The organism is Pseudolysinimonas sp. 10J20-29, from assembly GCF_055809595.1.
The window spans coordinates 944,287-958,080 of sequence record NZ_CM147917.1 but is presented as its reverse complement, the minus strand read 5'-3'; the positions used below and the strand labels follow the sequence as shown (position 1 = coordinate 958,080).

Sequence of the window (13,794 nt, the reverse complement as noted above, 5' to 3'; positions counted from 1 at the left end):
TGTCCCCCGCTATGGGTGTACCGATCTGACTACCCTCCGCGGATCGGGCGGCTTAGAATATCCTGGTAATCGGTGTGTTTTTCTGCCACCGTTGCTGGGGGACAAAGAGGGAGCGTGAGCGTGTCCAACAACGACACCCGCGTTCCAGCGGGATGGTATCCGGACCCCTTGGGCCTGCCGCAGCTGCGCTGGTGGGACAACCACTCGTGGACCGAGCACACCTCCGACGCGCGCCGGCCCGCGACCCCGAGCCCGTCGCGCCCCGCGACGCGGGTCGACTACGCGGACCCGTTCGAGGTGTTCGAACCGCGCGCGGCCGAGACCGCCACGGCGACCGCGGACGACGCGGACCTGCTGTTCGGCACGCCGAACCGCGCCTTCGCCGACCCCGCGCTCTCGCTCGCCGCACCCGACTACAGCGATCTGTTCCCCGACGAGGTCTCCCCCGCCCAGCGCTACGCGAGCTACGGAGTGCCCGCGGGCGCCCCGACAAGCCAGGCCTACAACCTCGACTCGCGCTTCGACGACCTGCTGGGCGATACCCCGACGCCGCGCACCGCCACCTCGCACCTCGGCGACCAGGAGGAGCGGTACATCCCGGATGCCGAGCACGCGCGTCGCGCGACCGGCACCTCCGAGCATCCGACTCGCGCTGCCGGCGGCGGCGGGGCCGCCCACGAGGGACGCCGCACGGCGAGCGGGGACGCGTCCCGACCGAGCCGCGCCGCGCACGGCGCGCGCATGGCCGCGGAGATCCCGCGCCAGGTCGGCACCGGCCCGGTGTGGTCGATCGCGCTGCTCCCCCTGGTCCTCCTCGTTCTCGGACTGCTGTTCCTGCTGTCGGGGCTCGCCGGACCCGCCTCGCCGGTGTTCCTCGCGCTCGTCATCGTCGTTCCGTACCTGCTCGTCGTGATCCTCGCGTTCGTCGACTCGCGGGCCCTCGCGCGTCTCGGCTTCGAGCAGCCGCCGCCGTGGGCCTGGGCGTTCCTGACGGCCCCGGCCTATCTGATCGTGCGCATGACCGCGGTGGTGCGCGAGTCGGGCCGCGGCTTCGGCCCGCTGCTGACCTGGGTCTCGCTGACGGTTGTCCTGGCCGGATCGGTCATCGCCGTGCCCGGACTCGTGATCGCTCTGGCGCCGACCGCGTTCGCCCAGGAGGCCGAGAACTCGGTGCAGGATGCGGCCGCCACCCTCGGCGGCGAGATCGCCCTGGACTGCCCCGAGATGCCGCCGCTGCTCGTCGGCCAGAGCTTCGGATGCGCCGCGACCAACGCGCGCGGTCAAGAATTCGTGGTCACCGTCAGCCTTCAGCGCGCAAATGGTTGGATCAACTGGCGTGTCGACGACTGGGGGATCTTCACGATGTAGTTATCTGGAGTCGGCATCCAGCTTCAGCATCCCTGAACCATCGCTGAGCGAAAGCCGAATCACCCCCGAGACACCCTCACCACCCCGCATCACCTCGCTTCGGCGAATCGGGTGCTCTCGAACCGTCCCCGTTTGGGGACATGAAGTGCACAGGTCGTTCTGCCTAGACTGAACGACACGTCAACGGCAAGGAGGGGGAAACCCGTGACCGACCAAGCGACACGGGTCGTGCCCGCAGGCTGGTACGACGACCCGGCCTCCCCCACGCGGGTTCGCTGGTGGAACGGCATCGCCTGGACCGAGCACGTCGCCGACAAGCCGAGCGCCGAGGACCAGGCCGCAGCGGAGGCACGCGCCGCCGAAGAGCGCGCGGCCGCGGAACGAGCGGCAGCCGAGCGCGACGCGGCCGCCCGCCAGCACGCCGCCCAGCAGGCGGCTGCAGCGGCATCGGCCGGCTCGTATGCCGGTGCGACGACGGCCACCGACACCGGAACCGCCAACGGCGCCGACGCCGGCTACTTCACCCCCCAGTCCGCGAACCTCTTCGCCACCGAATCTCTGGACGAGGCCGCCGACCGCGTTGCCGCCGCCCGCCAGATGGAGGTCGAGTTCGGCATCGGCACGAGCGAGACGCCGATCGTCGGCGAGGCCGGATCCGATGGCTTCGCCACGTCCGGCGGCAGCGGCTACGGCGCGGGAACCGACGACACCGCCTGGCGGTCCACCTCGACGGGCTCCATCGCCACCGAGTCCCTCACCACCGGGTCGATCCCGGCCGTGGACGGCCGTCGCCGCGATCTCCCGGATCGCTACCTGCTTCCCGACGCGGGAACCTCCACCGGTCCCGCATGGCTGATCGCGCTGAGCCCGCTGCTGGCGCTCGTGCTCGCCGCCGCCGCCGGGTATGTCTACCTGTTCTTCTTCCCCCAGCCGATCATCTTCGCGGTGGTCGGGATCGCCTACCTCCTCACGATCCTGTGGGCGCTGGCCGATGTTCGGACGCTGCGCGCGCGCGGCTTCGAACCGGCGAGCGCGGCCTTCGCGCTTCTCGGCGCGTTCGTCTACCTGATCGCACGACGGGTGCGCGTTGCCGGGGCGGGACCGCTCGTCACGTTCCTCTTGCTCGGCATCGCCGCGATCGGTGCGCCGGTCGCCGCCTATGCGACCGGGTTCGCGCAGCCGATGATCGTCGCGATCGAGGTGCAGGACACCCTCGTGCGCGAACTGGTCGGAGGCGGCACGGCGACCTCGGTCAGCTGCCCGCTCTGGCTCGGATCCACCGCGGAGGGCACGACCTACACCTGCGAGGCGGTCATGCCGACCGGCGCCGAGCGGCTGGTCTGGGTGAGCCTCGACAGCAGCACGGGCGACTTCAGCTACGCCTACGCCGTCAACTAGGGGCCCGCGGGAGCGACCAGCGATCATGACCCAGGTACCGGACAGCACCGAAGCCGGCTGGTACCCCGACCCCACGGATGCGCAGATGCTGCGCTGGTGGGACGGGCAGGGCTGGACCGCGCACATCTCGGCCAAGCTGATCGAGACCGTTCCCCGCGCCACGCCCACGGCCGTCGAGCTGCGGGTCCGGGTGCGCGGCGCGCACGCCGCTCGTGACGACGACTCCGACGCTGCCGCGACCTCGCCAGGGGGCACGGATCCGGCCCTCGACTCCGGCGCCTCCCCCGCAGCGTCGTCGACGGGCCTCACACCCGAGACGACCGCGAGCAGCGCGTCACCCGGCACTGTGGACTCCGGTCAGATCCGCGGAGGCGCGGCAGGTGCACTCAGTGCTGCGCCCGCTGGTCCCGACGCCGGCGATACCGGGTCGGGCCGCAGCGGCGCCATCGACACCAGTGCGATCGACACGGGCCCCATTGACACGGGTGCGATCGACACGGGCACCGTCGATACCGGCACCATTGGCACCGGCACCATTGACGCCGGGACGATTGGCACCGGCACCGCTGGCACCGGCGCGCTGGACACCGGCGCCATCAGCGTCAACGGCAGCACCGAGAACAACAGCCCCCGCGCCCCCGAGTCCCGGCGCGCACGGCGCCCGCAGCTGCGTCCGCGGGACGAACGCGCCGCCGGCCGCGCCGCCTTCGGCGACCTGAGCTGACGCGTCTCGGCGCACTCTGGCCCCAAACCCCGCGCTGACACGCTCACGCGCTCACGCGCACCCACTCTCCCCCGCGAACTCGCCAGGTTCGCGCCAGGCGCGCGTGCCATGCTGGAGACGATGCGCATCCTCTTCATTCGTCACGGACAGACACCGGCCAACGTGGCGGGCATTCTCGCGACCGACCACCCCGGCCCCGGGCTCACCGAACTCGGTGAGCAGCAGGCGGCCGCGTTGCCGCACGCGCTCGCTCCCGAGCGCGTCCACGGCATCTACGTGTCGACCCTGGTGCGGACGCACGCGACGGCGGCGCCGCTCGCCGCCGCACGGCGCCTCGACCCGGTCGTCGAGGACGGCTTGCACGAGATCGAGGCAGGCGGGCTCGAAGGGCGCCGTGACCGCGAGGCGGTCATGCAGTACTTCGGCACGCTGCATCAGTGGGGGCTCGGCAACCTGGGTGCCGCGATGCCGGGCGCGGGCGACGGCTTCGCGTTCTTCGATCGCTACAACCGGTCTCTCGACCGGATCATCGAGCGCCACCCCGAGCCGGATGCGACCGTCGCGGTGGTGAGTCACGGCGCCGCGATCCGGGTCTGGTGCGGAGGCTCGGCACTCAACGTCGACCCGGACTTCGCGGTGCGCAACGATCTGGAGAACACCGGCGTCGTCGTGGTCGAAGGCTCACGGCGCGAGGGCTTCGTCGTCGAATCGTGGATGAACCGGCCGATCGGCGGGCGACGACTGGTCGACCCGGCCGCCGCCGATCCGACCGGCGAGTCGTTCGATCTCGCTGAAGGCTAGCTGGGGATCGGCACCGGATTCGGGGCGAATCGATAGCTCTTTCACGGGTACGTAGTTCACTGAGGAGGCGCGAAGGGAGCGCCAGAATGCCTCAGGACCCATCAGCTTCGGAGCGCGGACGTCACAAGGGACTCGGAGTTGAGATGCCCGTGAATGCCGGCGCAGATTCGCTTCGCCCGAAGACGACCACGTCGCCGGGCGTCGAGCCGAACCGCGACCACAAGCTCGAGCGGAAGCGCGACCGCAAGCGCGACCCGAATCTCGACGCAACGGATCAGCGGAAGCTCACTCCTCCCGCGGATCACCGCAGCGAGACCGCACTCGACCACCCGGGCACACTCCGCCGCGCCGCGGGTGCCTTCAAGCGGGCCGTGACAGGAGATCGAAGCAGTCGCACGCACACACCGGTCAACGGACTGTCGCTGCACGATGACCGGGTCACAGGCCCCTACCGCGAACGGGAGCTGATGGCGCACGAGCGCCACATGTCGGCCCGTCGCCCCCAGCCCGCGACCGACATCTCCTCAAGCGACGCCCGTCACGCCGCGGACGAGTCCGGCGCAGAGGGCCCCGGCGCCCACGAATCCGACGCGCACTAGTTCGGCGCAGGCACCACCGGCGCAGACGGCTCCGGCGTTGCCCCGCGCGGCTCCTGACCCGCTACTCGGCGACCTGGAACCAGGGCGGGTAGACCGCGACCTTCGGGGCCGCTCCGGAGCCACTCGGCCAGGCGTCGCCCAGGATCTCGCGAACACGATCCCGCGCGGGCTCGTGGGCGACACCGATCAGGGCGATCGAGGAGACGGGCACGCTGGCGCCCGCCAGCAGCTCTCCCTCGCGCAAGCCGATGTCGGCACTGGTGTCATCCGGATCGGCGAAGTAGGCCGAGCTGCGGCACTGCCGAAGCAGGATGTTGCCAGCGTCGACGCCGACCGCGAAGCGTGACGAACCCGCGGCCGCGTCCCCGTCGGACACGATGACCTCGGCGCCGAGCTTCGCCACGGGAAGCGCCAGCACCACGAAGTCGCTGGCCGCCAGCCCGGCGACGACGGCTGCCCAGTGCGGCGTGACGGGCGTCTCGCGCGCGAAGATGGCACGCAGCTCGCGCCACCGCTCGGACTCGGCGGTGAGCGCGAACGCCACGTGGTCGGCGATTCGCGAGCCGACCGGCGTCTCGAGTTCGGCGCGTGCGTCCCGGGCGAGCGTCGACGTGACATCGACGGCCGGGGCGGCGTCCGCGCGCAATGCGCCGTCGGCGAGGATCCCCGGCAGGTTGCGGATGTGGGTGAAGTGGAAGACCCGCTGGGTGGCGAGGTTGTAGGCGGCCGGCCCACCCGCGGCGCCGCTCGACGATGTGCGCGCCGCAGCGGAGCGGCCGGTCGATGCGGGGCTCTGGCGCAGGCTCGAGACGCCGGAACTGCGGGTTGCGCGAGGGGTGCGCGTCGGCACGTCCTTCGGCTCGGGCGCCTTTCGCGGGAAGCAGCTGTCGCAAAGACCCTCGTCGAAACCGTGAATGCATTCGGGCATGAGGGAGCGGGCCTTTCAGGGTGATGCGTGGGGTGCGGGTTCCACCGTACGCGACTCCGCTGGGCGCGAAGTACGCCCGTCGGGGGACGTTTTTCGTGAGGTTTCGACGCCTCCGCCGCTCCGCGCTCAGCCCTCGCGCCCCACCACCAACTCCGCGAATCGGCTCAGCTCGGCCACCCCGTCCGGCGTCGTCGGGAGCGCCCGCAGCAGCCCCGGCGAGTACACCAGGTAGGCCGCCCACTGCGCCCGCGAGATCGCCACGTTGAGGCGGTTGCGCGACAGCAGGAACGAGAGCCCGCGCGCCACATCCTCGGCACTCGAGGCGGCGAGCGACACGATCGCGATCACCGCCTCCTGCCCCTGGAACTTGTCGACCGTGCCAACGCGCACCCGCTCGAGCCCGGCGGCATCGAGCACCCCGCGGATGCACTCCAGCTGCGCGTTGTACGGCGTCACCACGATCACGTCGTCGGCGACCAGCGCCCGGGGCGCGGCGCCGGGGCCGGACACCCAGGGCTGTCCCAGCGCCGACTGCACGATCTGGAGCACCCGCTCCGCCTCGGCGGGCGAGTCGGTCGCGTTGCCGGCGTGCACGACCGGCACCGCGTGCAGCCCCGGCTCGATGCCGGACAGCTCGCGCGCCGACGCGCTCGGGTGCGCGTGCAGGGCATCGTCGTAGCTGAGGTGCGAGACGACCGCGGTGAGGGCGGGATGCATCCGCCGGGTCTCGGCGAGGAAGTAGCCGAGCGAGGGCGGCAGCACGTCGTGCCCTCCCCCGATGTGGCCGAGCGCCGACCCGTTGACGGGCGCCGGATGGATGCCCTGGCTGACCTGCGGCAGCTGCTGCGGGTCGCCGACGAGCAGCACGCGGGCGGCGGCCTCGGCCACCCCGATCGTGTTGGCGAGCGAGAACTGGCCGGCCTCGTCGATCACCAGCAGGTCGAGCTGCCCGCGGGCGACGCGGTTCAGGTTGGTGAAGTCCCACGCGGTGCCGCCGATGACGTAGCCGGAGGCCGCGTGCTCCGCGTGGAACGCGGCGTGCCCGTTCTTCCCCAGCTCGCTGAACAGGCTCTCGGAGTAGTAGCCCGCCCCGCCCTCGCTCGACGGGGCCTTGGCGACGAGCCGCGCGTCCAGCCCCGCCTCGACGACACCGTCGAGCACGTTCTCGACGACGCGGTGCGACTGCGCGACCACGCCGACCCGCCAGCCGTGCTCGGCGACGAGCGCGCGGATCACGTGCGCGGCCAGGTAGGTCTTGCCCGTGCCGGGAGGACCCTGCACCGCCAGGTAGCTGCGATCGAGTCGCCGCAGCGAGTCGACCGTGGCGCGCACGACATCGTCGGCTCCGGCGGCGACCGCGAGCGGCCCGTCGGTGTGCGGTGTCGCCGCCATCAGAACATCGGACGCGGCCGAGCGCGGCCACTCCCCCGCCTCGAGCGCGGCCTCCGCAAGCAGCTTCGCCCCGAATTCCTGGATCGCCACCTCGATGCTGCCTGCTTTCGGCGGCGGACCGGGCGCGAGGGCCTCGGGGAGCTCGTTCCATTCGTCGACACCCGCCGGGCAGACCTCCTGGATGAGCACGCTGGTTTCGTCGCCCTCGCCAAGGAAGGTCACCCCCACGTCGATCCGCGAACCCGCCGCTCGCCCCTTCTTCGGGAACGGTCCGGGCGCCTCGTAGAGCGCGAAGGCATCGCCGCCGTCGCGCGGCACCCCGCTGCCGGGCGCCCACTCGCCGTGCAGGCGCACGTGGCGCCGCAGGTTGCGCTGCTTGCCCTCCTTGAACCAGTCGAGTTCGATTTCGGCCCGCTCGACGACGAACACTCCGCGCTGCTCCGCCCAGTCGCGAAGGGGGTCACTGAGCCGCGCGAAGTGCTCCCACCAGAAGCTCTTCTGCTCGCGGCGGTGGTAGTCGATGGCGGCCGCGGCGAGGCGCAGTCCGGCGGCACTGGCGGGGTCGCCCGCCGCATCCGCTTCGTGTGCTCGCGCCTCGAGACCGAGGGCGAGCGGGCTCTCCTCAAAAGGGGCGCGCTCATCCTCCTCGATCGTCTGCGGCATGCCCGGGGTGACACCGTGCTCGGCCGCGCGCTCGATGAGCCAGTCGCGCAGGCGCCGGGTCGACACGCAGTCGTAGCGGTTGTAGTCGGCGATGTCGTCGAGCATCTTCTGCGCCGTCGCCTCATCGCCCGAGAGTGCCAGCTCACGCGAGCGCTGATACTCCTCGACGGAGCCGACCGCGGTGGCGACGCCGCCCGGGTCGCGCCGCTCGGAGCCCATGTAGAGCGGCTCGAGCTTCTTGATCGAGTAGGAGCCGACGCCCACGCGCAGCATCTTGCGCACGAGCGGGTACAGGTCGACGAGCACTCCGGCGCGCAGCAGCTCGTCGACCTCGCGCTCCCCCACGCCGTGCCGCGCCGCGATCGACAGCAGGTGCGTCTTCTCGTAGGCCGCGTAGTGGTAGATGTGCATGCCCGGATGCGCCGTCCGCCGCGCCGCGACGAGGTCGAGGAAGGCGCGCAGGGACTCCGCCTCGGCGTCGAGATCGTGTGCCCAGAATGCGGTGAACGCGTCATCGTTGTCGGTCATGCCGAACAGGTAGTCGAGGCCCCAGAGCACGCGGCCGTCGCGTTCGCCGCGCCACAGCGGGTCGCCTTCGAAGTCGAAGTAGAGGTCTCCGGCGTCGGGCGCCGGCAGCTCGGCGATGGCCCCCGGCGTGTGGAGGGCGATGCGGGGCATGCCCGCGGCATCCGGCCCTTCGGTCTGCAGCCGTGCCTGTTCGTGCAGGGCGCGGTAGCTGCGCTCGGGAACGGTGCACGCCTCGGGGCGCTCAGGGCTGGCGGAGAGCGCGGTCATCGTGGTGATGCCGACGTCGATGAGCTTCTGGCGCTGCGCGAGGCGGATGCCCGCCACCTGCAGCAGGTCATCGTGCGACTCGAGCTGTTCGGCGCAGTGCACGCAGCGTCCGTCGACGGCGAGGTCGGGGTCGCCCCAGACGGCGGGTTCGGTGGCGGCAAGCCGGGCTGCGACGACCTCGCGCAGGCGCTCGCGCCGCAGCCGGTAGACGGGCGCGATGTCGGCGATCTGGTGGCGACTGACGGAGCCGTCGCCGAGCAGCAGTTCGACGGTGTCGTCGACGGGGATGCCGAGCCGCTGCAGGTGGTCGTGGTACGCGGCGAGCTGCAGCAGTGCGCTCACCTTGACGGAGCGCGCGACCTTCGTGTCTTGCACCCGGTAGCGCCCGTCGGGCTGCCGCACCAGGAAGTCGGCGTAGCCGATCGTGGGCGCGGCCGGGTCGGTCTCGTCGAAGAAGGTCGCCTGGAAGACGACGGCCGCGCCGCCTCGCAGCGCCTCCACCGTGGAAGCTGCGGCGGCCCGCAGGTTCTCGGCGGTCAGCGGGGTGGGGCGCGCGATCTCGACGACACCGGGCTGGCCGCCCGGGGCATTCGGATGCTCGGCGCGGTAGCCGTCGAGCACGTCCGCCTCGTGCTTGTCTCCGAGCCGCCCGGCGCGCTTCAGCATCGGATCGTCGTCGACCGGCACCCCGTCGAGACGCCCCAGCTTGACGTCGAGCACGCGCGCGAAGGCGAACTCGCAGTCGGAGAGCAGTTTGAGGTCGCTGGGGCTGGTGACGAGGGCGCCGCGCGCGGCGGCCGCCCCCTCGCCGGACACGTCGCGGAGGATGAACACAGCGGCAGGTTAGCGGCAACGTGCGACGCTGCCGGGAGCACCGGCCGCCTCGCCGATCGCTCCAAAGCGGGGGAAACGTCGGCGGCATCTGAAAAACTGAGGCTTCCGCCCGAACACCTGCCGAACCCCTGCCGAAGCCGGAGCCTCGATGCGCATCCTCCACACCTCTGACTGGCACGTGGGCCGCACCTTCCACGGCTACTCGACCCTGGACGCGGCGCGCGAGGTGCTGGGCGCGATCCCGGCGATCGTGCGCGAGCACCGGGTGGATGCGGTGATCGTCGCGGGCGATGTCTACGACCTGACGAATCCCTCCGCCGACGCCGTCTCGGTGCTGCAGGGCGCGCTGGTGTCGATTCTCGAGACCGGCGCGAAGGTGGTGGTGACCAGCGGCAACCACGACTCGGCGGTGCGGCTCGGCTTCGCGGGCCCGTTCACGGCGGCGTCGGGGCTGCATCTCATCACCGACGCAGCACAGGTCAGCACCCCGATCGAGCTGGCGGACGAGCACGGCGCCGTCAACGTCTACGGCCTTCCCTACCTGCAGCCCGAGTTGGTGCGCCACCTCGCCTGGGCGCCGAGCGACGCGCGCACCCAGCACGACGTCGTCTCCGCGGCGATGTCGCGCGTGCGCGAGTCGATCGCCGAGCGCGCCTCGGCGGGCCGCCGCACCGTCGCCATCGCGCACACCTTCGTCGCGGGCGCCGAAAGCGAATCCTCGGATTCGGAGCGCGCCATCACGAAGGCGCCGCTGGTGGCAGGCGGGGTCGATGCGGTGCCGGTGACCGCCTTCGACGGCGTCGACTATGTCGCCCTCGGCCACATCCACGGGCGGGCGCAGCTGGCCGAGCACATCCGCTACTCCGGTGCGGCGCTGCACTACTCCTTCAAGGAGGCCGGCAAGCCACGCGGCGGCTGGCTGGTTGAGCTGGGGGCCACGGGGCTCGAAACGGTCGAATGGGTGGACCTGCCGATTCCGCGCGCGCTGAAGGAGATCCGCGGCACTTTCGACGAGCTGCTCACCGAGTCCGCGTGGGCGCCGTTCACCGAGCACTACGTGCGCGCCGTGTACACCGACAAGAACAAGCAGCTCGAGCCGCTCCAGCGCCTGCGCGCCCGGTTCGAGCACTGCGCCGAGGTGGTGCACGAGCCGAGCGAGAGCGTCGCCACGTCGACAGCGAGCTACGCCGAACGGGTGAAGGGCAAGACCGACCCGGAGGTGATCGAGTCGTTCCTGGTCGACGTGCGAAGCGGCGACGGGCCGACGAAGAGGGAGCAGAAGATCCTGGATGCGGTCATCGCCACCACCGACGCGGAGGCACAGCTGCGATGAGGATCCGCACCGTCACCATCGAGGGCTTCGGTCCGTTCAAGGAGCGCCAGCACGTCGACTTCCGCGAGTTCGACGCCGACGGGCTGTTCCTGATCGCCGGTGAGACCGGGGTCGGCAAGACGAGCATCCTGGATGCGATCGCCTACGCGCTCTACAACAAGACTCCGCGTTGGGACAACGTGAGCGCCGCCGGGGCGAGCAACGCCGTGCGCAGCGACTTCTGCGGCGTCGACGACCCGACGGAGGTGATCGTCGAGTTCGAGACCAACGGGCTCGAGTACCGCGTGACGCGGTCGCCCGAGTTCGACCGGCCGAAGAAGAACGGCGTCGGCACCACACGGCAGAGCGCGCGCGTCGTCGTCGAGGTGTTCGAGGGCGACACCTGGGTCGGCAAGGCGACGAAGGAGCGCGAGGCGGCGGAGCTCGTGCAGAGCCTGCTGAAGCTCAACAAGGACGAGTTCCTGCAGGTGATCATGCTCGCGCAGGGGCGGTTCCAGGAGTTCCTGCTGGCCACCAGCGAGCAGCGCCTCGAACTGCTGAGCAAGCTGTTCGGCACCGGACGCTTCGCCGCCTACCAGGCGAGACTCGCCGAGCAGCGCGGCGAGCTTCGCAAGAAGCTGGAGGGCTCGCGCGCGAAGCAGGGCACGATCCTCGAACTGGTCGACGCCCCGGACGAGCTCGGCGAGCCGGTGACCGGCGAGGAGCTGGACTGGCTCGACCGGGTGATCGCCCACGCCGCCGAGGCGCTGCTGGCCGCCGCCGAGAGCGTCGAGACCGCGGATGCGGGCGAGAAGGCGGCGCTCGCCCGCCTCGATCTGGCCCGCAAGCAGGCCCGCGCCGCCTCGGCGCGCGAGACCCTTGCCGAACTGACGGCGCGACAGCCGGAGATCGACGCCACCCGGGCGGAGCTCGAGCGCGCGCGACGCGCCGACAAGGTGCGCCCGCTACTCGAGGACGAGGCGGAGAAGCGGGAGGCCTCGCAGCGCGCCACCGAGGCGGTCGCCGAGGCGCGTGCCGCCTACGAAGGCTCGGCCGCCGATGAGGCGCTCGGCGCCGAGGTGGCGCGGCTCACCGAGGAACTCGGCGCACTCAGCGAGGCTCTGCGCGACGAGCGGCGGATGCAGGAACTCGCGTCCGACATCACCAAGAAGACGACCGAGGCGGATGCGCTCACCGCCCAACTCGCCGCCGCCGCCGAGACGATCGGGCGGCTGCAGGAGGAACGGGCGCCGCTCGTGCCGACGGCCGCACAGGCGGCCTCCGCCTCGGACGAGGTCGCCCGCGCGAAGGCACGGCTGACCGCGGCGACGGAGGCCGCAAGCGTCGCCGAAACGCTGCGGAAGGCGCAAGAGGCGCAGCTCGCCGCCGACCAGGCGCTCACCGCCGCGCGCGCCCACGCGGATGACGTGCTCGACCGCTTCTTGAACGGGCAGGCCGCCGTGCTGGCGAAGACGCTCGAAGACGGGCAGCCGTGCGCGGTGTGCGGCTCGACCGAGCACCCCTCCCCCGCCGAGTTCACCGGCGACCCCCTCACGCAAGACGATGTCGACGCGGCGCAGGCCCGGGTGACGCAGCTGGAGCCGCCCGCCGCTCAGGCGCGCGACCGGGTCGACGAGCTGAAGGTCACGGCGGCGACGCTCGCCGCCGCGGCCGGCGAGGGCGACGTCGAGGCGCTCACGTCGGCTGCCGAGTCGGCACAGGCGAAACTCGCCGAGGCGACCGCGGCGGCCCGGCGCATCAACGAGATCGATGCGGAGCTGAACGGTGCGGAGCTGAACGGCGCGCCGCTCGACGGCGAGGAGAGTGCCGAGGGCTCCGGGCTCGTCGCCGAACGCGCCCGGCTGGAGACGGCGGAGAAAGCCGCCGCGACGGCGGTCACGACGCTGCGGGCCGAGCACGACTCTCTCGCCAAGAAGGTCGCCGCTCTGCGGGGCGAGTTCGCGAGCGTGGCGGCGCGGCAGGCATCCCTGGTCGGCGAACGCGACGCTACGAAGGCGCTCGTTGAGGCACTGGCGGCGCTCACGCAGACTGCGACGCAGCACAGCGCGGCCGAGGCGAAGCTCGCGGCGAAGCTGACGGTCGAGAAGTTCGAGACCGTCGAAGAGGTCGAAGGTGCGCTCCGGGACGAGCGCGCGACCGCCGAGTTGACGGGCCGGATCGACGAGCATGCCGCCGCGGTGAGCGAGAACCGGGGCATCCTGAAGCAGGCCGACCTGCAGGACCTCCCCGACGAGGTGATCTCAGTGACGGATGCGACGGTCGCCCACGCCGAGGCGCAGAGCGCGTCGCGGGCGGCGACCACCGAGAAGGCGAAGGCCGAGTCGCGCGCGACGCAGCTGCAGGCTCGCCGCGCCGAGCTCGCCGAGCTGCTGGCGGCCACGGAGGAGCTGGCGGCGGAGTTCGCGCTGCTGAACAGCCTCACCGAGACGGTGCACGGCCGCACGCCGAACACAAAGAGCATGTCGCTCGAGAGCTACTACATCGCCGCCGAGCTGGAGGATGTGCTCGCGGCGGCGAACATCCGGCTGCACACGCTCTCGCAGGGCCGCTTCGAGATGCGTCACACGGAGCGCGGCATGCGGCGCGCCGGCGCCGCCGCGGGGTTGGAGATCGAGGTCTTCGACGAGTTCACCGGCACCGCCCGCCCCGCCAACCAGCTCTCGGGCGGTCAGCAGTTCCTGGCGTCCCTCGCCCTGGCGCTCGGCCTGGCGGAGGCGGTGACGAGCCGCGCCGGCGGCATCGAGCTGAACACCCTGTTCGTCGACGAGGGCTTCGGCAGCCTCTCAACCGAGTACCTCGAGATCGCCATGTCGACCCTCGACTCCCTCAAGCAGGGCGGCCGCACGGTCGGCGTCATCAGCCACGTCACCTCCATGCAGGAGCAGATCGCCGCGCAACTGCGCGTCGTCGCCGAGCCGGGCGGGCCGTCGCGGATTGCGGTGGAGGCGGGGTAAGCGGC

9 protein-coding genes are annotated in these 13,794 nt (G+C 71.7%); 7 read left to right on the top strand and 2 right to left on the bottom strand.

What is annotated here, in order from left to right:
• The first annotated feature begins 114 nt into the window (after positions 1 to 114).
• The 5 genes from AC0L6Y_RS04655 (at position 115) to AC0L6Y_RS04635 (ending at position 4,890) form a co-directional block, all read left to right on the top strand.
• Positions 115 to 1,368, top strand: coding sequence for a DUF2510 domain-containing protein (locus tag AC0L6Y_RS04655; protein ID WP_473556490.1), 1,254 nt, complete (start codon positions 115 to 117; stop codon positions 1,366 to 1,368).
• Positions 1,369 to 1,572: 204 nt separating this feature from the next.
• Entirely contained in the window at positions 1,573 to 2,766 is a 1,194-nt protein-coding gene (locus AC0L6Y_RS04650; protein WP_473556486.1) for a DUF2510 domain-containing protein, read from the top strand.
• Positions 2,767 to 2,791: 25 nt separating this feature from the next.
• Positions 2,792 to 3,490, top strand: coding sequence for a DUF2510 domain-containing protein (locus AC0L6Y_RS04645; RefSeq protein ID WP_473556479.1), 699 nt, complete (start codon positions 2,792 to 2,794; stop codon positions 3,488 to 3,490).
• Between the two features lie 108 nt (positions 3,491 to 3,598).
• Positions 3,599 to 4,291 carry a histidine phosphatase family protein gene (locus AC0L6Y_RS04640; protein WP_473556474.1) on the top strand — a complete coding sequence of 231 codons (693 nt, stop codon included), beginning with the start codon at positions 3,599 to 3,601 and terminating at the stop codon, positions 4,289 to 4,291.
• Between the two features lie 143 nt (positions 4,292 to 4,434).
• Positions 4,435 to 4,890 (top strand): hypothetical protein, encoded by a 456-nt coding sequence (locus AC0L6Y_RS04635; protein ID WP_473556471.1) that lies wholly within the window; start codon positions 4,435 to 4,437, stop codon positions 4,888 to 4,890.
• A gap of 61 nt (positions 4,891 to 4,951) precedes the next feature.
• Here the strand turns inward: AC0L6Y_RS04635 and AC0L6Y_RS04630 are convergent, their stop codons facing one another.
• On the bottom strand, positions 4,952 to 5,740 hold the full coding sequence (locus AC0L6Y_RS04630; RefSeq protein WP_473556466.1) for a DarT ssDNA thymidine ADP-ribosyltransferase family protein: 789 nt from the start codon (positions 5,738 to 5,740) through the stop codon (positions 4,952 to 4,954).
• 204 nt (positions 5,741 to 5,944) lie between these two features.
• The gene (locus tag AC0L6Y_RS04625) at positions 5,945 to 9,502 is read right to left on the bottom strand and encodes a TM0106 family RecB-like putative nuclease (protein WP_473556460.1); all 3,558 of its coding nucleotides are present in this window, start codon (positions 9,500 to 9,502) and stop codon (positions 5,945 to 5,947) included.
• Positions 9,503 to 9,650: 148 nt separating this feature from the next.
• Here AC0L6Y_RS04625 and AC0L6Y_RS04620 point away from each other — a divergent pair, with 148 nt between their 5' ends.
• Together AC0L6Y_RS04620 and AC0L6Y_RS04615 are read left to right on the top strand one after the other, a co-directional pair.
• Positions 9,651 to 10,835 carry an exonuclease SbcCD subunit D gene (locus tag AC0L6Y_RS04620; protein WP_473556456.1) on the top strand — a complete coding sequence of 395 codons (1,185 nt, stop codon included), beginning with the start codon at positions 9,651 to 9,653 and terminating at the stop codon, positions 10,833 to 10,835.
• Positions 10,832 to 13,789 (top strand): AAA family ATPase, encoded by a 2,958-nt coding sequence (locus AC0L6Y_RS04615; protein ID WP_473556453.1) that lies wholly within the window; start codon positions 10,832 to 10,834, stop codon positions 13,787 to 13,789. Before AC0L6Y_RS04620 ends, AC0L6Y_RS04615 begins: the two co-directional genes overlap by 4 nt.
• The last annotated feature ends 5 nt before the right edge of the window (positions 13,790 to 13,794 follow it).